The 17,180-nt window shown below is 71.2% G+C and carries 17 protein-coding genes; 5 read left to right on the top strand and 12 right to left on the bottom strand.

Annotated elements, in window-relative coordinates:
• Positions 1-614 precede the first annotated feature (614 nt).
• Positions 615-1,640, top strand: a complete 1,026-nt coding sequence (gene trpS, locus ACIPSA_RS37995; RefSeq protein WP_402643264.1) for a tryptophan--tRNA ligase — start codon at positions 615-617, stop codon at positions 1,638-1,640.
• Here trpS and ACIPSA_RS37990 read toward each other — a convergent pair.
• A complete protein-coding gene (locus tag ACIPSA_RS37990; RefSeq protein ID WP_402643263.1) occupies positions 1,580-2,593 on the bottom strand; it encodes a GlxA family transcriptional regulator in 1,014 nt (337 codons plus the stop codon). The two genes, trpS and ACIPSA_RS37990, sit on opposite strands and share 61 nt — an antisense overlap.
• 75 nt (positions 2,594-2,668) lie before the next feature.
• Here ACIPSA_RS37990 and ACIPSA_RS37985 point away from each other — a divergent pair, with 75 nt between their 5' ends.
• Entirely contained in the window at positions 2,669-3,253 is a 585-nt protein-coding gene (locus tag ACIPSA_RS37985; protein WP_402643260.1) for a cysteine hydrolase family protein, read from the top strand.
• Between the two features lie 35 nt (positions 3,254-3,288).
• On the opposite strand, the gene proC is transcribed toward ACIPSA_RS37985, so the two are convergent.
• The 3 genes from proC to ACIPSA_RS37970 all read right to left on the bottom strand — a co-directional run bounded on the left by proC (position 3,289) and on the right by ACIPSA_RS37970 (position 5,867).
• On the bottom strand, positions 3,289-4,101 hold the full coding sequence (gene proC, locus ACIPSA_RS37980; protein ID WP_402643259.1) for a pyrroline-5-carboxylate reductase: 813 nt from the start codon (positions 4,099-4,101) through the stop codon (positions 3,289-3,291).
• A 186-nt stretch (positions 4,102-4,287) separates the two neighbouring features.
• A complete protein-coding gene (locus ACIPSA_RS37975) occupies positions 4,288-5,061 on the bottom strand; it encodes an ABC transporter permease (RefSeq protein ID WP_402643257.1) in 774 nt (257 codons plus the stop codon).
• On the bottom strand, positions 5,058-5,867 hold the full coding sequence (locus tag ACIPSA_RS37970) for an ABC transporter ATP-binding protein (RefSeq protein ID WP_402643255.1): 810 nt from the start codon (positions 5,865-5,867) through the stop codon (positions 5,058-5,060). Before ACIPSA_RS37970 ends, ACIPSA_RS37975 begins: the two co-directional genes overlap by 4 nt.
• Before the next feature lie 227 nt (positions 5,868-6,094).
• On the opposite strand from ACIPSA_RS37970, the gene ACIPSA_RS37965 reads away from it, so the two are divergent.
• Positions 6,095-7,501 carry a SulP family inorganic anion transporter gene (locus ACIPSA_RS37965; RefSeq protein WP_402643253.1) on the top strand — a complete coding sequence of 469 codons (1,407 nt, stop codon included), beginning with the start codon at positions 6,095-6,097 and terminating at the stop codon, positions 7,499-7,501.
• Positions 7,502-7,553: 52 nt separating this feature from the next.
• On the opposite strand, the gene ACIPSA_RS37960 is transcribed toward ACIPSA_RS37965, so the two are convergent.
• A complete protein-coding gene (locus ACIPSA_RS37960; protein WP_402643251.1) occupies positions 7,554-8,327 on the bottom strand; it encodes a class I SAM-dependent methyltransferase in 774 nt (257 codons plus the stop codon).
• Positions 8,328-8,464: 137 nt separating this feature from the next.
• Here ACIPSA_RS37960 and ACIPSA_RS37955 point away from each other — a divergent pair, with 137 nt between their 5' ends.
• Entirely contained in the window at positions 8,465-8,944 is a 480-nt protein-coding gene (locus ACIPSA_RS37955; protein WP_402643249.1) for an SAM-dependent methyltransferase, read from the top strand.
• Between the two features lie 18 nt (positions 8,945-8,962).
• Here the strand turns inward: ACIPSA_RS37955 and ACIPSA_RS37950 are convergent, their stop codons facing one another.
• Genes ACIPSA_RS37950 through ACIPSA_RS37940 form a run of 3 tightly spaced genes read right to left on the bottom strand, consistent with a single transcriptional unit; the run spans position 8,963 to position 10,209 of the window.
• Positions 8,963-9,481: an EamA/RhaT family transporter gene (locus tag ACIPSA_RS37950; protein ID WP_402643248.1), complete on the bottom strand. Its 519-nt coding sequence runs from the start codon at positions 9,479-9,481 to the stop codon at positions 8,963-8,965.
• 42 nt (positions 9,482-9,523) lie between these two features.
• A complete protein-coding gene (locus tag ACIPSA_RS37945) occupies positions 9,524-9,865 on the bottom strand; it encodes a hypothetical protein (protein ID WP_402643245.1) in 342 nt (113 codons plus the stop codon).
• Positions 9,866-9,891: 26 nt separating this feature from the next.
• Positions 9,892-10,209: an SH3 domain-containing protein gene (locus ACIPSA_RS37940; RefSeq protein WP_402643242.1), complete on the bottom strand. Its 318-nt coding sequence runs from the start codon at positions 10,207-10,209 to the stop codon at positions 9,892-9,894.
• Positions 10,210-10,399: 190 nt separating this feature from the next.
• On the opposite strand from ACIPSA_RS37940, the gene ACIPSA_RS37935 reads away from it, so the two are divergent.
• On the top strand, positions 10,400-12,508 hold the full coding sequence (locus tag ACIPSA_RS37935; protein WP_402643241.1) for a serine/threonine-protein kinase: 2,109 nt from the start codon (positions 10,400-10,402) through the stop codon (positions 12,506-12,508).
• Positions 12,509-12,565: 57 nt separating this feature from the next.
• Here ACIPSA_RS37935 and ilvD read toward each other — a convergent pair whose 3' ends face one another.
• The 4 genes from ilvD to ACIPSA_RS37915 form a co-directional block, all read right to left on the bottom strand.
• Positions 12,566-14,419: a dihydroxy-acid dehydratase gene (gene ilvD, locus ACIPSA_RS37930; RefSeq protein ID WP_402643239.1), complete on the bottom strand. Its 1,854-nt coding sequence runs from the start codon at positions 14,417-14,419 to the stop codon at positions 12,566-12,568.
• A gap of 189 nt (positions 14,420-14,608) precedes the next feature.
• Positions 14,609-15,235, bottom strand: a complete 627-nt coding sequence (locus ACIPSA_RS37925) for a TetR family transcriptional regulator (RefSeq protein ID WP_402643237.1) — start codon at positions 15,233-15,235, stop codon at positions 14,609-14,611.
• Positions 15,232-16,062 carry a sugar phosphate isomerase/epimerase family protein gene (locus ACIPSA_RS37920; RefSeq protein WP_402643234.1) on the bottom strand — a complete coding sequence of 277 codons (831 nt, stop codon included), beginning with the start codon at positions 16,060-16,062 and terminating at the stop codon, positions 15,232-15,234. Before ACIPSA_RS37920 ends, ACIPSA_RS37925 begins: the two co-directional genes overlap by 4 nt.
• A gap of 166 nt (positions 16,063-16,228) precedes the next feature.
• The gene (locus tag ACIPSA_RS37915; RefSeq protein WP_402643232.1) at positions 16,229-17,161 is read right to left on the bottom strand and encodes a Ppx/GppA family phosphatase; all 933 of its coding nucleotides are present in this window, start codon (positions 17,159-17,161) and stop codon (positions 16,229-16,231) included.
• Between the last annotated feature and the right edge of the window lie 19 nt (positions 17,162-17,180).

The raw sequence follows: 17,180 nt of genomic DNA, 5'->3' as shown, positions 1-17,180 counted from the left end.
TCCGGGCGCTTCCCTTCGGTCTTGCGTTTCCGACTCTATCAGACCTTTTCTCGATCCGATTTCCTCGGCGCTTTCCAGGTTCCCGCTCTCGCGTTTCCCTTTCCGGCGATTCTGACTCTATCAGATCCTTTCGGCCCTGATTCCCAGTCAGCGGGGTTTGTCTTAGCGGCTGTTGGGCCGTTCCGACGACTGAGACTTTAGCGGATTCCCGACTCCCGAGCTAATCGGGGGCCTGCGCCCTTTCGAACGCGGATTCCTCATTTCGCAAATACGCGCACCAAAGCGCACGACGACGGATCGCCGATTGATGGTTTGGTACCTGCGGAATGGCTGTCCGGGGACCGACCGAGGTCGGCGCTCACGTCGGACAACTCGGAGAACACTACGTATCGGGATGGGGTGTGTCAACTTGCGGGCAGGCGGCCCCCCACGGGCGTACTGTGGGCGACGTGATGACGCGTACGTGCACCCAGCAGTGGTGGGCCGCCTGACGGCGGCCGTACTCGCGTATGCACTCAACGGCCGCCGCCTCGGCGGCCGTTCTCGTATCCCCCTCCAGGACTCCGGGGGCCGGCCGCCCGGGTCGGCGGTCTCGACCAGGAGATGGAGCAGGGATGACACGGGTCTTCAGCGGGGTCAAGCCGACCGGGCACCTGACGCTGGGCAACTATCTGGGAGCCATGCGGCAGTGGGCCGCCGTGGACCAGCACGAGGCCGATGCGGTGTTCTGCATCGTCGATCTGCACGGGATGACCGTGGACCACGATCCGGCACGGCTGCGCAGGCTCACCCGGCAGGCCGCCACGCTCCTGCTCGCGGCGGGGCTGGATCCGGAGCTGTGCACCGTGTTCGTACAGAGTCATGTGGACGAGCACGCGCGGCTGTCGTATGTGCTGGAGTGCGTGGCCACCGACGGTGAGATGCGGCGGATGATCCAGTACAAGGACAAGTCCGCGCGTGAGCGGGCCCGGGGCGGGAGCGTGCGGCTGTCACTGCTGACGTATCCGGTGCTGATGGCGGCGGACATCCTGGCGTACGGGGCGGGCGAGGTGCCGGTGGGGGACGACCAGGCTCAGCATGTGGAGCTTGCCCGGGATCTGGCGGTGCGCTTCAACCAGCGGTACGGGCACACGTTCGTGGTGCCGAAGGCGACGCTTCCGCGGGTAGCCGCTCGGGTGATGAACCTGCAGGAGCCGACGTCGAAGATGGGGAAGTCGGACGACTCGGGGCCGGGCATCGTCTATCTGCTCGACGAGCCGGACGTGGTGCGCAGGAAAGTGCTGCGGGCCGTGACCGACAGCGGGCGGGAGGTCGTGTACGACCGGGAGGGACGGCCGGGGGTCGCGAATCTGCTGGAGATTCTCGCTGCGTGCACGGGTGGGAACCCTGAGTCACTGGCGAGCGTTCACCAGTCGTACGGCGCTTTGAAGAAGGACACCGCGGAGGCGGTGATCGAGGCTCTCGGGCCTGTGCAGGCCAGGCACAAGGAGTTGTGTGCCGACCCGGGATATGTGGAGGAGGTGCTGCGGCATGGTGCGGAGAAGGCGCGGGCGATGGCGCGGCCGACCGTCGATACCGCCTACCGGGCGATCGGGCTGCTGCCGCCGGTGGCGGAGCCTGCGCTGAACGCGGCCCGGTAGGCGCGCGGGCTGGTGGCGAGGCGCGATGCGAAGTGCTGACGCATGGTGACCTCGCTGCCGAAGCCCGCGCGGCGGGCGACCTCGGGCATGGGCAGGTCGGTGCGTTCGAGGAGTTTCTGGGCCGCGGCGATGCGCTGTTCCAGGAGCCAGCGGAGCGGTGTCGTGCCGGTGGCGGCGGTGAAGTGGCGGGCGAAGGAGCGCGGGGACATGCCCGCGTGGGCGGCCAGGTCGGCGACCGTGAGCGGTTCGTGGAGACGGCGCAGGGCGTGTTCCTGTACGGCGGCGAGGGTGTCGGCGTCGCGGTCCGCGCGGGGAGTGGGGTGCTCGATGAACTGTGCCTGTGTGCCGTTGCGGAAAGGGGCGGTGACCATCGAGCGGGCGATGGTGGCGGCCGCCTCGGCGCCGTGGGCCTGCCGGACGAGGTGGAGGCAGAGGTCGATGCCGGCCGCGGTGCCGGCGGCGGTCCAAATGTTGTCGTCCTCGATGAAGAGGGCGTCGGGGACGACGGTGACGTGGGGGTGATGCGCGCGCAGGAGTCCGACGAGGTTCCAGTGGGTGATGGCTCGGCGGCCGTCGAGGAGGCCTGCCTGGGCGAGGGTGAAGGCGCCGCCGCAGAGGGCGGCGATGGTGATGCCGCGGGCGTGGGCGCGGCGGAGGGCGTCGAGGACGCGGGCGGGGGCGGGAGTGAGGTGGTCGTCGAGGCCGGGGACAACGATGAGATCGGCGCGGTTCAGCCAGGTGAGGGTGCGGTCGGGATGGAGGGCGAGGCCGCCGCGCATCGGGATGGGGGTGGTGGTGTCGGTGGCGACTCTGCGCAGGTCGAAGGCGGGGGCGCCGCGGTCGGTGCGGTCGGTGCCCCAGACCTCGGTGATGACGGAGACGTCGAAGGCCCGGATGCCGGGAAAGGCGACGAGGGCGACGCGGTGGACGTTCTCGTGCTCCATGGGTGGCATGGCTGGCAGTAAACCATCGATCGCTGGCTTTTCGTCCTCTGGGGTGGACGTGCTCGCGGCGGCAGGATCGTGGGCATGGAGATCGCGGAGAACGCAGCACTGGTGGTCGTGGACGTTCAGAAGGGCTTCGACGAGGCCGGCTTCTGGGGGCCCCGGAACAACCCGGGGGCCGATGACAACATCGCGGCGCTCGTCGACGTGTGGCAGGCGACGGGTCGGCCGGTCGTCTTCGTACGGCATGACTCGCCGAAGCCTCAGTCGCCGCTGCGGCCGGAGTACGAGGGGAACGACCTGAAGGAGTACGTGCAGGAGAGGAGGGGGAAGGGAACCGGGCTGGAGCTGTTCGTGACGAAGACCGTGAACTCGGCCTTCCTCGGCACGCCGGATCTGGGGGCCTGGCTGGCGGAGAACGGGATCTCGCAGTTCGTGCTGGCGGGGATCCAGACCAATATGTGCGTGGAGACGACGGCCCGGATGGGCGGGAATCTCGGGTACGACGTGCTGGTCGCGTACGACGCGACGTACACCTTCGACCTGGAGGGGCCGTTCGGCTGGCGGCGCAGTGCGGACGAGGTGGCGCAGGCGTCGGCGGTGTCCCTGCACGGGGGCGGCTTCGCTCGCGTGGTGACCACGAAGGAGATCGTGGACGCTACGGCGTGACCCGCCGCCCTCGTGCGCGGCTCGTGGGGCCGGGGTCAGTCCTTCTTGCCGGAGGCCAGTTCGCGGCTGCGGTCGCGGGCGGCTTCGAGTGCAGCGATGAGGGCGGCTCGTACGCCGTGGTTCTCCAGTTCGCGGATGGCGTTGATGGTGGTGCCGGCGGGCGAGGTGACGTTCTCGCGGAGCTTGACCGGGTGTTCGCCGCTGTCGCGGAGCATCACCGCGGCGCCGATCGCGGACTGGACGATGAGGTCGTGGGCCTTGTCGCGGGGCAGTCCGAGGAGGATGCCGGCGTCGGTCATGGCTTCGACGAGGTAGAAGAAGTAGGCCGGGCCTGAGCCGGATAGGGCGGTGCAGGCGTCCTGCTGGGACTCGGGGACGCGGAGCGTCTTGCCGACGGCGCCGAAGATCTCCTCGGCGTGGGCGACGTGTTCGGGGGTGGCGTGGCTGCCGGCGGAGATGACGGACATGGCCTCGTCGACGAGGGCGGGGGTGTTCGTCATGACGCGGACGACCGGGGTGCCCGCGGCCAGGCGTTCCTCGAAGAAGGAGGTGGGGATGCCGGCGGCTCCGCTGATGACCAGGCGGTCGGCGGGGATGTGCGGGGCGAGTTCGTCGAGGAGGGCGCCCATGTCCTGCGGCTTGACCGTGAGGATCAGGGTGTCGGCGGTCTTGGCGGCCTCCGGGTTGCTGACCGGGTTGACTCCGTAGCGGGTTCGGAGTTCGTCGGCCCGTTCGGGGCGGCGGGCGGTGACCAGGAGATCCGCGGGAGCCCAGCCGGCTCGGATCATTCCGCTGAGCAGGGCTTCGCCGATCTTGCCGGTGCCGAGGACTGCGACTTTCTGGGTCATGGTGCGGGTGCCCTCCGGGGGTTGCGTCGTCCGGGTTCATCCTCGCACCGGTGCGGAGGGGTGGGGGGTGGTTGTCCGGTGGGCGGACGTGTGTTGCCGGGGTGCCGTCGAGGGTTCTCGCCCCCGCCGCCCCTGCCCTTCCCGTCCCCCGGACCCCCGGACGGGCTTGGTGGCCGAAGCGAACCCTCACGCTGTGCGGCGGCGCAAGGTGGCCGCTCCCAGGCCCAGTACCAGCAGTGCGCATCCGGCCACGATCAGGACATCCCGTACGAAGGTCGTCGTCATGTCCGTGTGGTGCAGGACCTCGTTCATGCCGTCGACGGCGTAGGACATGGGAAGGACGTTGGAGATGCCCTCCAGGACGGGGTGCATGTTGGAGCGGGGGGTGAACAGGCCGCAGAGGAGGAGCTGGGGGAAGATCACCGCGGGCATGAACTGGACCGCCTGGAATTCCGAGGCCGCGAAGGCCGAGACGAAGAGACCGAGGGCCGTGCCCAACAGCGCGTCGAGCAGGGCCACAAGGAGCAGCAGCCACGGTGAGCCCGTGACGTCCAGGCCCAGGCCCCAGACGGCCAGGGCGGTGGCCAGCGCCGACTGGACTATGGCGAGGGCGCCGAAGGCGAGTGCGTAGCCGGCGATGAGATCGGCCTTGCCGAGGGGCATGGCGAGGAGGCGTTCGAGGGTGCCCGAGGTGCGTTCGCGCAGGGTGGCGATGGACGTGACCAGGAACATCGTGATCAGCGGGAAGATTCCGAGGAGTGATGCGCCGATGTTGTCGAAGGTGCGTGCGCTGCCGTCGAAGACGTAGCGGAGCAGGAACAGCATCACGCAGGGGATGAGGATCATCAGCGCGATCGTGCGCGGGTCGTGGCGGAGCTGGCGCAGGACCCGGGTCGCGGTGGCGGTGGTGCGGGAGATGTTCAGGGCGCCGGTGGGGGCGGGTGCGGTCGTCGTGCTCATCGGGCTGTCTCCTTGGTGCGGCCTGCTGCGGCCGCCTCGTCCACCAGGTGCAGGAATGCCGCCTCGACGGTGTCCGATGCGGTGCGGGTGCGGAGGGCGTCGGGGGTGTCGTCGGCGAGGATCTCGCCCTGGCGCATGAGCAGGAGGCGGTGGCAGCGCTCGGCCTCGTCCATGACGTGGGAGGAGATGAGGAGGGTGGCGCCGCGGGTGGCGGCGATGTCGTGGAAGAGGTTCCACAGGTCGCGGCGCAGGACCGGGTCGAGGCCGACGGTGGGTTCGTCGAGGACCAGGAGTTCGGGGGTGCCGAGCAGGGCCACCGCCAGGGAGACGCGGTTGCGCTGGCCGCCGGAGAGATTGCCGGCGAGGGCGTCGGCGTGACTGGTGAGGTCGACGTCGGCGATGGCGCGGGTGACGTTCTCGCGGCGGCGTCCGGCGGCGGCGCGGCCGGGGTCGAGGATCGCGGCGAAGTAGTCGAGGTTCTGGCGGACCGTCAGGTCGTCGTAGACGGAGGGGGCCTGGGTGACGTAGCCGATGCGGGTGCGCAGGGAGGGGTCGCCGGCGGGGCGGCCGAGGACCTGCAGGGTGCCCGAGACCTTGGCCTGGGTGCCGACGATCGAGCGCATGAGGGTCGACTTGCCGCATCCCGAGGGGCCGAGCAGGCCGGTGATCTGGCCGCGCGGGACGGTGAAGTCGAGGCCGCGCAGGACGGTGCGGGGGCCGCGGACGACGGTGAGGTCGGCGGCCTCGACGGCCGGGGTGTCTGGGGTCTCGGGGGTCTCTGGCGGGCCGGACGGGTAATTCATCATGCGGTGAATAATGGGTCCGGGTCGGATCCCCGTCAAGTGGGGTGCGTGCGGTGGCGCGAAGGAGCTGCGGCGCGATCGGAGGAGCGCGGTCCGTTCGCGCGCTTCCGCCTTCACCGGGTGGCCACATGAACCCGACGCCCGCCCGGCACCCGCTACCGACAATGGGTTTCAGTGCCATTCGCGCACTCGCGGGCTCCGCGTCCCTCGTCCTCGGAGGTGCTGTCGTCATGCGCCGTGTCGTAGGCAAGGCCGATCTGTTCGCTTCTCTCGTCGTGTTTCTCGTCGCCCTGCCGTTGTGTGTGGGCGTCGCCATGGCCTCCGGCGTCCCGGCCGAACTGGGGCTGGTGACCGGAATAGTGGGCGGGCTGGTGGCCGGCGCGCTGCCGGGCAGCAGCCTGCAGGTGAGCGGTCCCGCGGCGGGACTGACGGTGCTGGTGTACGAGGCCGTACGGGAGTACGGGGTCGGGGCGCTCGGGGTGCTGGTGCTGATGGCCGGGCTGGTGCAGATAGGTCTCGGGCTGCTGCGGCTCGGGCGGTGGTTCCGGGCGGTGTCGGTGGCGGTCGTGCACGGGATGCTCACCGGGATCGGGCTCGTGCTGGTGGCCGGGCAGGTGTACGCCCTCGGTGACGCGGCCGCTCCGGCGGACGGGCTCGGGAAGATCGCCGGGCTGGTGTCGCTGCCGGGGCGGGTGGGACCGGTGGCGTTGTCAGTGGGCGGTGCCACCATTGCCGTACTGCTGCTGTGGCCGCGCTGGCGGCGAGGAGCCCGGCTGGTGCCGGCGCCTCTGGTGGCGGTGGCCGGTGCGACGGCGGTGACCTGGCTGTTCGACCTGAATGTGCGGCGGGTCGAGGTGCGCGGCGTACTGGATGCCGTGCGGCTCCCGGAGGCGGCGGACTTCGGACGGCTGACGGAAGTGGGCGTGCTCGGGACCGTCGCCGCCTTCGCGCTGATCGCGTCCGCGGAGTCCCTGTTCAGCGCGACGGCGGTGGACCGGCTGCACCAGGGGGGACGGACGGACTACGACAAGGAGTTGATCGCACAGGGAGCGGGGAACGCGGTGTGCGGCGTGCTGGGTGCGCTGCCCATGACCGCGGTGATCGTGCGGAGCGCGGCGAACGTGCAGGCCGGGGCGCGAACGAAGGCGTCGCGGGTGCTGCACGGGGTGTGGCTGCTGGTGTTCACGGCGGCGCTGCCCGGCGCGCTCGGGGTGGTTCCGGTGGCGGCGCTGGCCGGACTGCTGGTGCACGCGGGCTGTCGGCTCGTGCCCGTGCGGGAGCTGCGGGGGCTGTGGCGCGGACACCGCGGAGAGGTGGTGGTGCTCGGAGTGACGGCGGTCGTGATCGTCCTCGGGAACCTGTTCGAGGGGGTGCTGGTGGGGCTGACGCTGGCGGTGGCGAAGACCGCGTGGGAGGTCAGCCATGTGCACGTGGAGAGCGAGGACCGCGGGGAGGCGGGGATCGTCGTACGAGTGCTGGGGCATGCGACGTTCCTGCGTCTGCCGAAGCTGCTGGACGCGCTGGAGGCGGTGCCACGCGACCGGAAGGTGCGGCTGGAGCTGGGCGGTCTGCGGTACGTGGACCGGGCGTGCGCGGCGGCCCTGGAGGGGTGGGCCGCCGATAGGGCTTGTCGCTGAATTCCCGTCATCCGCCCGGAGGGCGGCGGGAACTCGGCGACAGGCCCTGTGGTCAGGTGTTGGTGGCGACCAGCAGCAGGACGTCGTAGGTCTCCTCGACGATGCCGTCCGGGAAGACCTTCAGCAGGTGGGCGCCTTCCTCGTCGAGGAAGGCGGTCCTGCGCTCCTCGGGGGTGACGAGGAAGGCAGAGTGGCTGCTGATGTTGGCCAGATGGGTGGCGAGGGGGACGCGGCGGCTCCAGCGGACCTCACGGCGGGTGAAACTCAGGCGGCCGCTGGGGTCGGCGAGTTCGGTCCGGGCGGCCCTCTGCTTCTCGGCGGAGATGTCGACGCCGAAGAACCGGCCGACGCGTCCGGAGGCCTCGGCGATCCACTCGACGTCGAGGGCGCTGGTGTTCCACCACAGCGCCAGCGCGCCGCCCGGACGCAGCACGCGCAGCGCCTCCGGCACCGACCGGGCCGGGTCCGTCCAGTGCCAGGCCTGGGCGTAGGTGAGGAAGTCGGCGCTCGCGTCGGCCAGGGGAAGGGCGTCGCCGCTGCCCCGGACGAGCGGGACGTCGGGCAGGGCGCGGCGGAACTGGGCGGCCATGCCCTCGCCGGGCTCCACCGCGATCACGTCGGCACCGCGCGCGTGCAGCAGCGCCGTCGCGATACCGGTGCCGGCGCCCACGTCCACGACCCGGGCGCCGGCAAGGGGGCGGGCGGCGAGTTCCTCGACGGTGTCGAGGAGGGCGGGCGGGTAGGAAGGGCGGTTCGCGGCGTACTGGGCCGCGGCGGCGTTGAAGGAGTGGGCTCGGGCGGTGTGGGAGGGCGGCGTCATGGTCATACGGACATGGTGGTCGGGTCGGGACGGGAAACGACAGCGAGTATTCGGTACGTACGTATGAGGGGTGGGCCGGGTCGAACGTCGGTACGGTGGGCCGGAGTTCCTTGATCCACTGCTTCGGTGACGAAGGGGGAGTCATGACTGTGCGGGGCGAGGACGCGGTGGTCGCGTATCCGGTGGGCCGGGTGGTCGGCGGGCGGGCGGAGGTCCGCGACGACGAGTGGGGCGAGGTGCGCGCGGTGATACGCGTCGACGGCGACCGGTTCACCGCCGAAGCCCTGGCCGGCCTTGACGCCTTCTCCCACCTGGAGGTCGTCTACCACTTCGACCGGGTGCCGGAGGAGAAGATCGAGACCGGAGCCCGGCATCCGCGCGGCAACCCCGACTGGCCCAAGGTCGGCATCTTCGCCCAGCGCGGCAAGAACCGGCCCAACCGCATCGGGGTCTCCCGCTGCCGGGTGCTGCGGGTGGAGGGCCTCGATGTGCACGTCGAGGGGCTCGACGCGGTCGACGGGACGCCGGTGCTGGACATCAAGCCGTACATGGCGGAGTTCGGGCCGCAGGGGGACACCGGTCAGCCGGAGTGGGCGACGGACATCATGCGCGCGTACTACTGACGCCGCCGATGCCAGGCTCTAGCCGCGCCGCTTCTTCTTCGAGGGGTTCCCGGTGCGCCGCACGGAACGGCGTTCGTACTCCTCGCGTGCCTTCTCGTACTCCTCGCGGTGCAGCTTCTCGCCCGGGGCCTCGGTGAGGGAGCGGAAGAAGTACGCGAGGAGCGAGCCGATGAAGCCGATGGCGAGGAGCCCGCGCAGGGAGGCCTGGCGGTCGGCGTCCAGGCGCCTGCCGTACCCGTCCCAGGTGTTGCGGAAGGCCAGCGCGCTGCAGATCGCGAACATCGCCACGACCAGTACGGTCACGAAGGAGCCGGTGTCGGCGATCTGCAGGCCCTGGTAGGCGAAGCGGAGGACGAAGGCGGAGGCGACCGCCGCCGCGAGCGAGCCGACGGCCACGCCGGCACGGCGGGCCGCGTATCCGTCGTCGTGGTTCACCCAGGACGTGCCGAAGAAGCGGAGAGGCTCGGGGCGCGGGCCGCTCCGGGCTCCGTCGGTGGAGCCCGCGGGGGTGTCCAGGGTGCCGGGTTCGTCGCTCACGGGACGATTATGGCTCCGGGGCCGCCGCGGGCTCGTACGGGGTCAGCCGCAGCGCGCGGCGACGTAGCCGTCGCTGCCCGTGTTCACGTAGGCATCGGAGACGTACTCGCCATTGTCGATGTTGTCCCAGATGTTCGTGGTGCCGTAGTAGCCCGACACCGTCGTGCCCGGGGACTGGCAGTAGATGTGGACCTTGGCACCCTCGGGCAGGAGGCGGACGAGGTTGTAGTCGGTGCCGGGACCGCTGCGGACGTTGAGCCGGAGGCCCGGGGCGACCGAGTAGTACGTCGCCGCTTCCGCGGTGGCCGCCGCTCCCATCACCATGAGAAAGGCTCCGGCGGCGCCTGCCGCGAGCAGGGCGGATCTACGTCTCCGGGATGTCATCTCTGCTGTTTCCTCTCGGGTACGGATCAGGCGCAGCGGTCGGCCACGTAGCCGTCGCTGCCCGTGTTCACGTAGGCGTCGGAGACGTACTCGCCGTTGTCGATGTTGTCCCAGATCTTCGTCGTGCCGTACGGGCCCGATACCGACGTGCCCGGCGTCTGGCAGAAGATCGGGACATGGCTGCCCACCGGCAGGACACGGACGATGTTGTAGTTGGTGCCGGGACCGCTGCGGACGTTCAGAGTGACGCCCGGAGCGATCGCGTACGTCCGGACGGCCGCCGCCGCCGTGAGGGCCTCGGCCCCGGCGTCGCTCCCGGCTTCTTCGGCACGGTCGACTGACATGACGTTCTCCCCCCGTTGATCCCATGACTGCCATGGGATCCCGTTGATTCCCGCGAATCGAGCCACGAAACGCATGAAACACGTGCGCGAAATTCGCACGCGAAGGCTAGCAAGCCTCCTCTGTCTCGTACGCGTCATCGACTAGGCTCCGTGCGTCGCGCGCGCGGACGAACAGCACGGGGGTGGTTCCATGGCGCCACAGAGGAACACCGGAGCGGGCGCGGAAGCGGAACTTCCCGATTACGCCGGTCACTACCGCCTGGAGTCGGCTCTGGGTTCGGGCGGCATGGGTGTCGTGCACCTGGCCCGGAGCACCTCGGGGCTGAAGCTCGCGGTGAAGGTCGTACACGCAGAGTTCGCCAAGGACCGCGAGTTCAGAGGCCGTTTCCGGCAGGAGGTGGCCGCCGCCCGGAAGGTGAGCGGTGCCTTCACCGCACCGGTCGTCGACGCCGATCCGGAGGCCGAACGGCCTTGGATGGCCACGCTGTTCATTGCCGGGCCCACCCTTTCCGAACACGTCAAGCGGAACGGGGCGATGCCTCCCGCGCAGCTGCGCCGGCTGATGGCCGGGCTCGCGGAGGCGCTGCGCGACATCCACCGGGTCGGGGTCGTGCACCGGGATCTGAAGCCGAGCAACGTGCTGCTCGCCGAGGACGGCCCGAAGGTCATCGACTTCGGCATTTCTCGGCCAAAGGACAGCGAACTCCGCACCGAGACCGGCAAGTTGATCGGCACTCCGCCGTTCATGGCACCCGAGCAGTTCCGGCGCCCCCGCGAGGTGGGGCCGGCCGCCGACATCTTCGCGCTCGGCTCGGTGCTGGTGCACGCGGCCACCGGACGCGGTCCGTTCGACTCCGACAGCCCGTACGTCGTCGCCTACCAGGTCGTGCACGACGAGCCCGACCTGACGGGCGTACCGGAGAGTCTGGCGCCGCTGGTGCTGCGCTGTCTCGCCAAGGAGCCCGAGGACCGGCCGACACCGGACGAGCTCATGCGCGAACTGCGGTCGGTGGCCGCCTCGTACGACACACAGGCGTTCATACCGGCACAGCGGACGAGCGAGGAGGCGCCCGGGCAGGAGGCACCCGCCGCCCCGGCCGAGCGGACGCCCGGGACCGGCCGCCGCATTCGCGGGCGCGTGGCCCTGGCCGCAGGGGCGGTAGCCCTCGTCGTCGGCGGTGTGCTCGCCTCGGTGCAGTGGCTCGGCGCCGGCGGTTCCGAACCCGCGCCGGCCGGGAACGGCGTCAGCAGCACCGCCGCCGGGTCCGGCGCCTGGCGGGGCAAGTCCGTCGGCACGGGCTCGGGCATGCCCCGATGCGCGTACGGGGCGGGGAAGTTGCTGTGCTTCCGGTCCGGGCTCGCCTATGCCCTCGACCCGGCCGACGGACGCCTGCTGTGGCGGCACTCCGTCGCCCGGGAGCGCACCAGCGGGGCACCCGCCCTGTCGGGCGGACTCCTGCAGCTGCCGACGGACGGTGGCCGACGGGTGGTGGCGCTCGACCCCGGCTCGGGCCGTACGCGCTGGACACGGGACATGCCGGCGCATGCCGACATGGCGTTCACGGGCGGCATGCTGCTGCTCACCGGCACCGACGGATCGCTCACCGGCCTGGACGGCGCGTCGGGCGACACGAAGTGGAACCGCCGGATCCCCGGACCGGGCACACCTGTCCTGGCCTCCTTCTCCGGCGACCCGCTGGCCTACACGGCCACCGTCACCCGCGACGGGACGCACACACAGGTCACCGCCCTGGACCCGATCACCGGCACCGAGCGCTGGGCGGCGCGGCTGACGGGGTCGCTGAAGCCCATCGGCAGCCACGACGGCTCGCTCGTCCTGCTGTCGATCGACAACGCGACCGGGGAGACGACCGGGATCGTGCGCTACGCACCGGCGACGAAGACGCCGCACCGGGTGCCGCTGCCCGTGCCGCGCCTGGCTCCCCAGGCCACCGTGTACGGCGGGGTCGTCCATCTGCTGGCCGCCGGTGGCTCTCTGGAGGCCGTCGGCCTGGACAGCGGCAAGCGGCTGTGGCATCTGGAGACCTCGGTGAGCCGCGGCTCGGCGCCGGTGGCCGACGGCGACCATGTGTACTTCACGGCCGCCGACGGACGGCTGCTCGCCTTCGGCGCCCGCGACGGGCACCTCGTGGGACAGACCTCGCCGCGGCTGGGCAGCCGCGCGGACGAGGTCACCGCCGCGCTGCCGGCACCGCTGCTCGCCGGTGGCCGTGTCTACGCCACCGCCCCCGACGGCACCGTCTTCGCCGAGGACGCGCGCGACCCGTCGGCCTGGTGACACGCGCAGGGGCCGCCTCCGGAAAGCGGAGGCGGCCCCTGCGGCACGGCCGGAGTCTCAGCCCAGCTTGGTCACGTCCCGCACGGCGCCCTTGTCCGCGCTGGTCGCCATCGCCGCGTACGCCCGCAGCGCGGCCGAGACCTTCCGCTCACGGTTCTTCGGTGCGAACACCCCGCCCAGCGCCTGCTCACGGCGCGCCAGCTCGGCCTCGTCGACCAGGAGCTCGATCGTGCGTCCCGGGATGTCGATGCGGATGCGGTCGCCGTCCTCGACGAGGGCGATCGTGCCGCCGGAGGCCGCCTCGGGGGACGCGTGGCCGATGGAGAGGCCGGACGTGCCGCCGGAGAAGCGGCCGTCGGTGATCAGGGCGCAGGTCTTGCCCAGGCCGCGGCCCTTGAGGAAGGACGTCGGGTAGAGCATCTCCTGCATGCCGGGGCCGCCCTTGGGGCCCTCGTAGCGGATGACGACCACGTCGCCGTCCGTGACCTGCTTGTTGAGGATCTTCTCGACGGCCTCTTCCTGCGACTCGCAGACGACCGCCGGACCCTCGAAGGTCCAGATGGACTCGTCGACACCGGCCGTCTTCACCACGCAGCCGTCGACCGCGAGGTTGCCCTTGAGGACGGCCAGGCCGCCGTCCTTGGAGTACGCGTGCTCGACCGAGCGGATGCAGCCGCCCTCGGCGTCGTCGTCCAGCGCCTCCCAGCGCTCGGACTGGGAGAAGGCCTCGGCGGAGCGGACGCAGCCGGGGGCCGCGTGCCACAGTTCCACCGCCTCCGGGGACGGGGAGCCGCCGCGCACGTCCCACGTCTTCAGCCAGTCCGCCAGGGACGGGCTGTGGACCGCGTGCACGTCCTCGTTCAGCAGGCCCCCGCGGTGCAGCTCGCCGAGCAGGGCGGGGATGCCGCCGGCCCGGTGCACGTCCTCCATGTAGTACGTGCGCGTCTTCGCGACGTTCGGGGCGACCTTGGCGAGGCAGGGCACGCGGCGGGACACCTCGTTGATCTGCTCCAGGCCGAAGGGGACGCCCGCCTCCTGGGCGGCGGCCAGCAGGTGCAGGATCGTGTTCGTGGAGCCGCCCATCGCGATGTCGAGCGCCATGGCGTTCTCGAAGGCCGCGAAGGTGGCGACGTTGAGCGGGAGGACCGTCTCGTCGTCCTGCTCGTAGTAGCGGCGGGTGATGTCCATCACCGTGCGGGCCGCGGCGACGTACAGCTGCTTGCGGGCCGTGTGGGTGGCGAGGACCGAGCCGTTGCCGGGGAGGGAGAGGCCGATCGCCTCGGTCAGGCAGTTCATCGAGTTCGCGGTGAACATGCCGGAACAGCTGCCGCAGGTCGGGCAGGCGTTCTCCTCGATACGGAGGATGTCCTCGTCCGAGATCTTGTCGTTCACGGCGTCGGAGATCGCGTCGACCAGGTCGAGGGTGCGGACCGTACCGTCGACGAGCGTGGCGCGGCCGGCCTCCATGGGTCCGCCGGAGACGAAGACCGTCGGGATGTTCAGGCGCAGGGCCGCCAGCAGCATGCCCGGGGTGATCTTGTCGCAGTTGGAGATGCAGACCAGGGCGTCGGCGCAGTGCGCCTCGACCATGTACTCCACGCTGTCCGCGATCAGGTCGCGGGAGGGCAGGGAGTACAGCATGCCGCCGTGGCCCATCGCGATGCCGTCGTCGACGGCGATGGTGTTGAACTCGCGCGGGATGCCGCCCGCCTCCGTGATCGCCTCGCTGACGATCCGGCCGACCGGCTGGAGGTGGGTGTGGCCCGGCACGAACTCCGTGAAGCTGTTGGCGACCGCGATGATCGGCTTCCGGCCGATGTCCGCACCGGGTACACCGGAGGCGCGCATAAGGGCGCGGGCGCCCGCCATGTTGCGGCCGTGGGTGACTGTGCGGGACCTCAGCTCGGGCATCTCGCTCGCTCCTTCAGAGACTGCGATCAGAGAGACTTCTGATTGCCAACGAGCGTACGCCGGTCATCCAGGGATCGGGACGAGGTGTCCGGAATGCGGGACGCGCGTCTCGCGAACCCGCTGGTCGGACCCAGGGAACCCGACGGTCGGATCTCGGGAACCCGACGGTCAGGTCCAGGGAGCCGACGGTCAGGGAGCCGTGAGGTGCCCCTGGACCACGGGCGCCACCCGCGCCACGATCTGCTCCAGGTCGGCCGAGGCCAGCGGCTCCACCTTGATCACGTACCGCAGCATCGCGCACCCCACTATCTGAGCCGCCGCCAGCTCGGCGCGCAGCTCCGCGTCCGGCAGGTCCAGCTGTGCGGCGATCCGGCGCAGCAGCTGGGAGGCGATGAGACGTCGGAAGACGGCGGCCGCGGTCTCGTTGTTGACGGCGGAGCGGACGATCGCCAGCAGCGGCGTCCGGGTGGTCGGGTTCTCCCAGACGCCGAAGATGAAGCGGGTGAGCCGCTCGCCGACCCCGTCGAGGGGGCCGTCGGCGACCGCGGCCGGCGCGTTGAGGGCGGGTGCGAAGGCGACCGCGATGGCCGCCTCGAACACCTGCTCCTTGGTGCCGAAGTAGTGGTGGACCAGCGCGGAGTCGACGCCTGCCGCCTTGGCGATGCCGCGCACCGACGTCTTCTCGTAGCCGCGCTCGGAGAACTCCTCGCGGGCCGCGGTCAGGATGCGGTCGCGGGTGTCCGCGGACTCCGTGCGCGGGGGGCGGCCGCGGCGCCGGGAGGTCGCGTCGGTGCGGTGCGGAGTGGTCCCGGTCATCGCCTGGGCACCTTCACCGCCGAGGCCAGGTGCAGGCGCGTGAAGGCCAGCGCCTCCGCCAGGTCGGCCTCGCGCTCGGCGCTGGACATGGCCCGCCGGGTGTTGACCTCGATGACGACGTGCCCGTCGAAGCCGGTGAGCGCGAGCCGCTCCAGCAGTTCGGCACAGGGCTGGCTGCCGCGGCCGGGGACCAGGTGCTCGTCCTTCGCCGATCCCCTGCCGTCCGCCAGGTGGACGTGGCCCAGCCGGTCGCCCATGCGGTCGACCATCTCCAGGGCGTCCGTGCGCGCCGTCGCCGCGTGGCTGAGGTCGATCGTGAAGTGGCGGTAGTCGTCCTTGGTCACGTCCCAGTCGGGGGCGTACGCGAGCATCTCGCGGTCGCGGTAGCGCCACGGGTACATGTTCTCGACGGCGAACCGTACGTCCGTCTCGTTCGCCATCCGCCAGATCCCGGCGACGAAGTCACGGGCGTACTGGCGCTGCCAGCGGAACGGCGGGTGCACGACGACCGTACTGGCGTCGAGCTTCTCGGCGGCCGCCCGGGCGCGCTGGAGCTTGACCCAGGGGTCCGTGGACCACACGCGCTGGGTGATCAGCAGACAGGGGGCGTGCACGGCCAGGATCGGCATCCGGTGGTAGTCGCTGAGCCGGCGCAGCGCCTCGATGTCCTGGCTGACCGGGTCGGTCCACACCATGACCTCGACCCCGTCGTACCCGAGGCGCGCGGCGATCTCGAAGGCCGTCGCCGTGGACTCCGGGTAGACGGAGGCCGTCGACAGGGCGACCTTCGCATCCGGAATCCGGACCACGTCCCTTGGATCTGCCACGGAGACAGATTACGGGGTGGGGTCGGCAGGACGCCGGGTCTCTATTCGCCGTTGTGACTTTCCCCATGGGCGGCCGTGGGCCGCCGCCGGCCCGCCGCACCCACGCGGCGGAGCCGCACGCTCACCGCCCCGCGCCCCTTCCGGGGCGCGGATCCGGGCCGCAGGTTCAGGCCGAACCCATGTGATCCAGACGCCGCAGGATCACTCCCTCCCGCAGCGCCCAGGGACAGATCTCCAGGTTCTCGACGCCGAACAGGTCCATCGCCCCCTCGGCCACCAGCGCCCCCGCCAGCAGCTGGCCGGAGCGGCCCTCGGAGACGCCGGGCAGATCCGCGCACTGAGCGGCGGTCAAGCCGGCCAGGCGGGGCACCCAGGCCTCCAGGGACTCCCGCTTGAGCTCGCGCTGGACGTAGAGGCCGTCGCCGGAGCGGGCGGCGCCGGCGATGCGGGCCAGCTGCTTGAAGGTCTTGGAGGTGGCGACCACGTGGTCGGGGGCGCCGAACCGGCTGAACTCCCCGACCGTGCGGGCGATCTCGGCCCGTACATGGCGGCGCAGGGCCCTTATCGCCTCCGCGCCGGGCGGGTCCCCGGGCAGCCAGCCGGCGGTCAGCCGGCCCGCGCCGAGCGGCAGCGAGACGGCGGCGTCCGGCTCCTCGTCGATGCCGTAAGCGATCTCCAGGGAGCCGCCGCCGATGTCCAGGACCAGCAGTTTCCCGGCCGACCAGCCGAACCAGCGGCGGGCGGCGAGGAAGGTGAGCCGGGCCTCCTCGGCACCGGTGAGGACCTGGAGCTCGACCCCGGACTCGGCCTTCACGCGCGCGAGGACGTCGTCGGCGTTGGTGGCCTCGCGCACCGCGGAGGTGGCGAACGGCAGCAGGTCCTCGACACCCTTGTCCTCGGCGGCCTGGAGCGCGTCGTGGATGACACCGATCAGTTTGTCGACCCCGTCGGGGCCGATGGCCCCGTCCTCGTCGAGGAGTTGCGCGAGCCGCAGCTCCGCCTTGTGCGAGTGCGCGGGCAGCGGGCGCGCGCCCGGGTGCGCATCCACCACCAGCAGATGCACCGTGTTAGATCCCACGTCGAGGACACCGAGTCTCATGTACGAAACGCTACTGCCA

The sequence above is a fragment of the Streptomyces sp. NPDC086549 genome (assembly GCF_044746205.1).
GTDB lineage: Bacteria > Actinomycetota > Actinomycetes > Streptomycetales > Streptomycetaceae > Streptomyces.
Note: the sequence above shows the minus strand (reverse complement) of the source record. Positions and strands in the feature narration are given on the sequence as shown.

Bases quoted from the DNA above. Each gene is read 5' to 3' on its own strand.
- trpS (WP_402643264.1), top strand. From the start codon at position 615: ATGACACGGGTCTTCAGCGGGGTCAAGCCGACCGGGCACCTGACGCTG.
- ACIPSA_RS37990 (WP_402643263.1), bottom strand. From the start codon at position 2,593: ATGCCACCCATGGAGCACGAGAACGTCCACCGCGTCGCCCTCGTCGCC.
- ACIPSA_RS37985 (WP_402643260.1), top strand. From the start codon at position 2,669: ATGGAGATCGCGGAGAACGCAGCACTGGTGGTCGTGGACGTTCAGAAG.
- proC (WP_402643259.1), bottom strand. From the start codon at position 4,101: ATGACCCAGAAAGTCGCAGTCCTCGGCACCGGCAAGATCGGCGAAGCC.
- ACIPSA_RS37975 (WP_402643257.1), bottom strand. From the start codon at position 5,061: ATGAGCACGACGACCGCACCCGCCCCCACCGGCGCCCTGAACATCTCC.
- ACIPSA_RS37970 (WP_402643255.1), bottom strand. From the start codon at position 5,867: ATGATGAATTACCCGTCCGGCCCGCCAGAGACCCCCGAGACCCCAGAC.
- ACIPSA_RS37965 (WP_402643253.1), top strand. From the start codon at position 6,095: ATGCGCCGTGTCGTAGGCAAGGCCGATCTGTTCGCTTCTCTCGTCGTG.
- ACIPSA_RS37960 (WP_402643251.1), bottom strand. From the start codon at position 8,327: ATGACCATGACGCCGCCCTCCCACACCGCCCGAGCCCACTCCTTCAAC.
- ACIPSA_RS37955 (WP_402643249.1), top strand. From the start codon at position 8,465: ATGACTGTGCGGGGCGAGGACGCGGTGGTCGCGTATCCGGTGGGCCGG.
- ACIPSA_RS37945 (WP_402643245.1), bottom strand. From the start codon at position 9,865: ATGACATCCCGGAGACGTAGATCCGCCCTGCTCGCGGCAGGCGCCGCC.
- ACIPSA_RS37940 (WP_402643242.1), bottom strand. From the start codon at position 10,209: ATGTCAGTCGACCGTGCCGAAGAAGCCGGGAGCGACGCCGGGGCCGAG.
- ACIPSA_RS37935 (WP_402643241.1), top strand. From the start codon at position 10,400: ATGGCGCCACAGAGGAACACCGGAGCGGGCGCGGAAGCGGAACTTCCC.
- ilvD (WP_402643239.1), bottom strand. From the start codon at position 14,419: ATGCCCGAGCTGAGGTCCCGCACAGTCACCCACGGCCGCAACATGGCG.
- ACIPSA_RS37925 (WP_402643237.1), bottom strand. From the start codon at position 15,235: ATGACCGGGACCACTCCGCACCGCACCGACGCGACCTCCCGGCGCCGC.
- ACIPSA_RS37915 (WP_402643232.1), bottom strand. From the start codon at position 17,161: ATGAGACTCGGTGTCCTCGACGTGGGATCTAACACGGTGCATCTGCTG.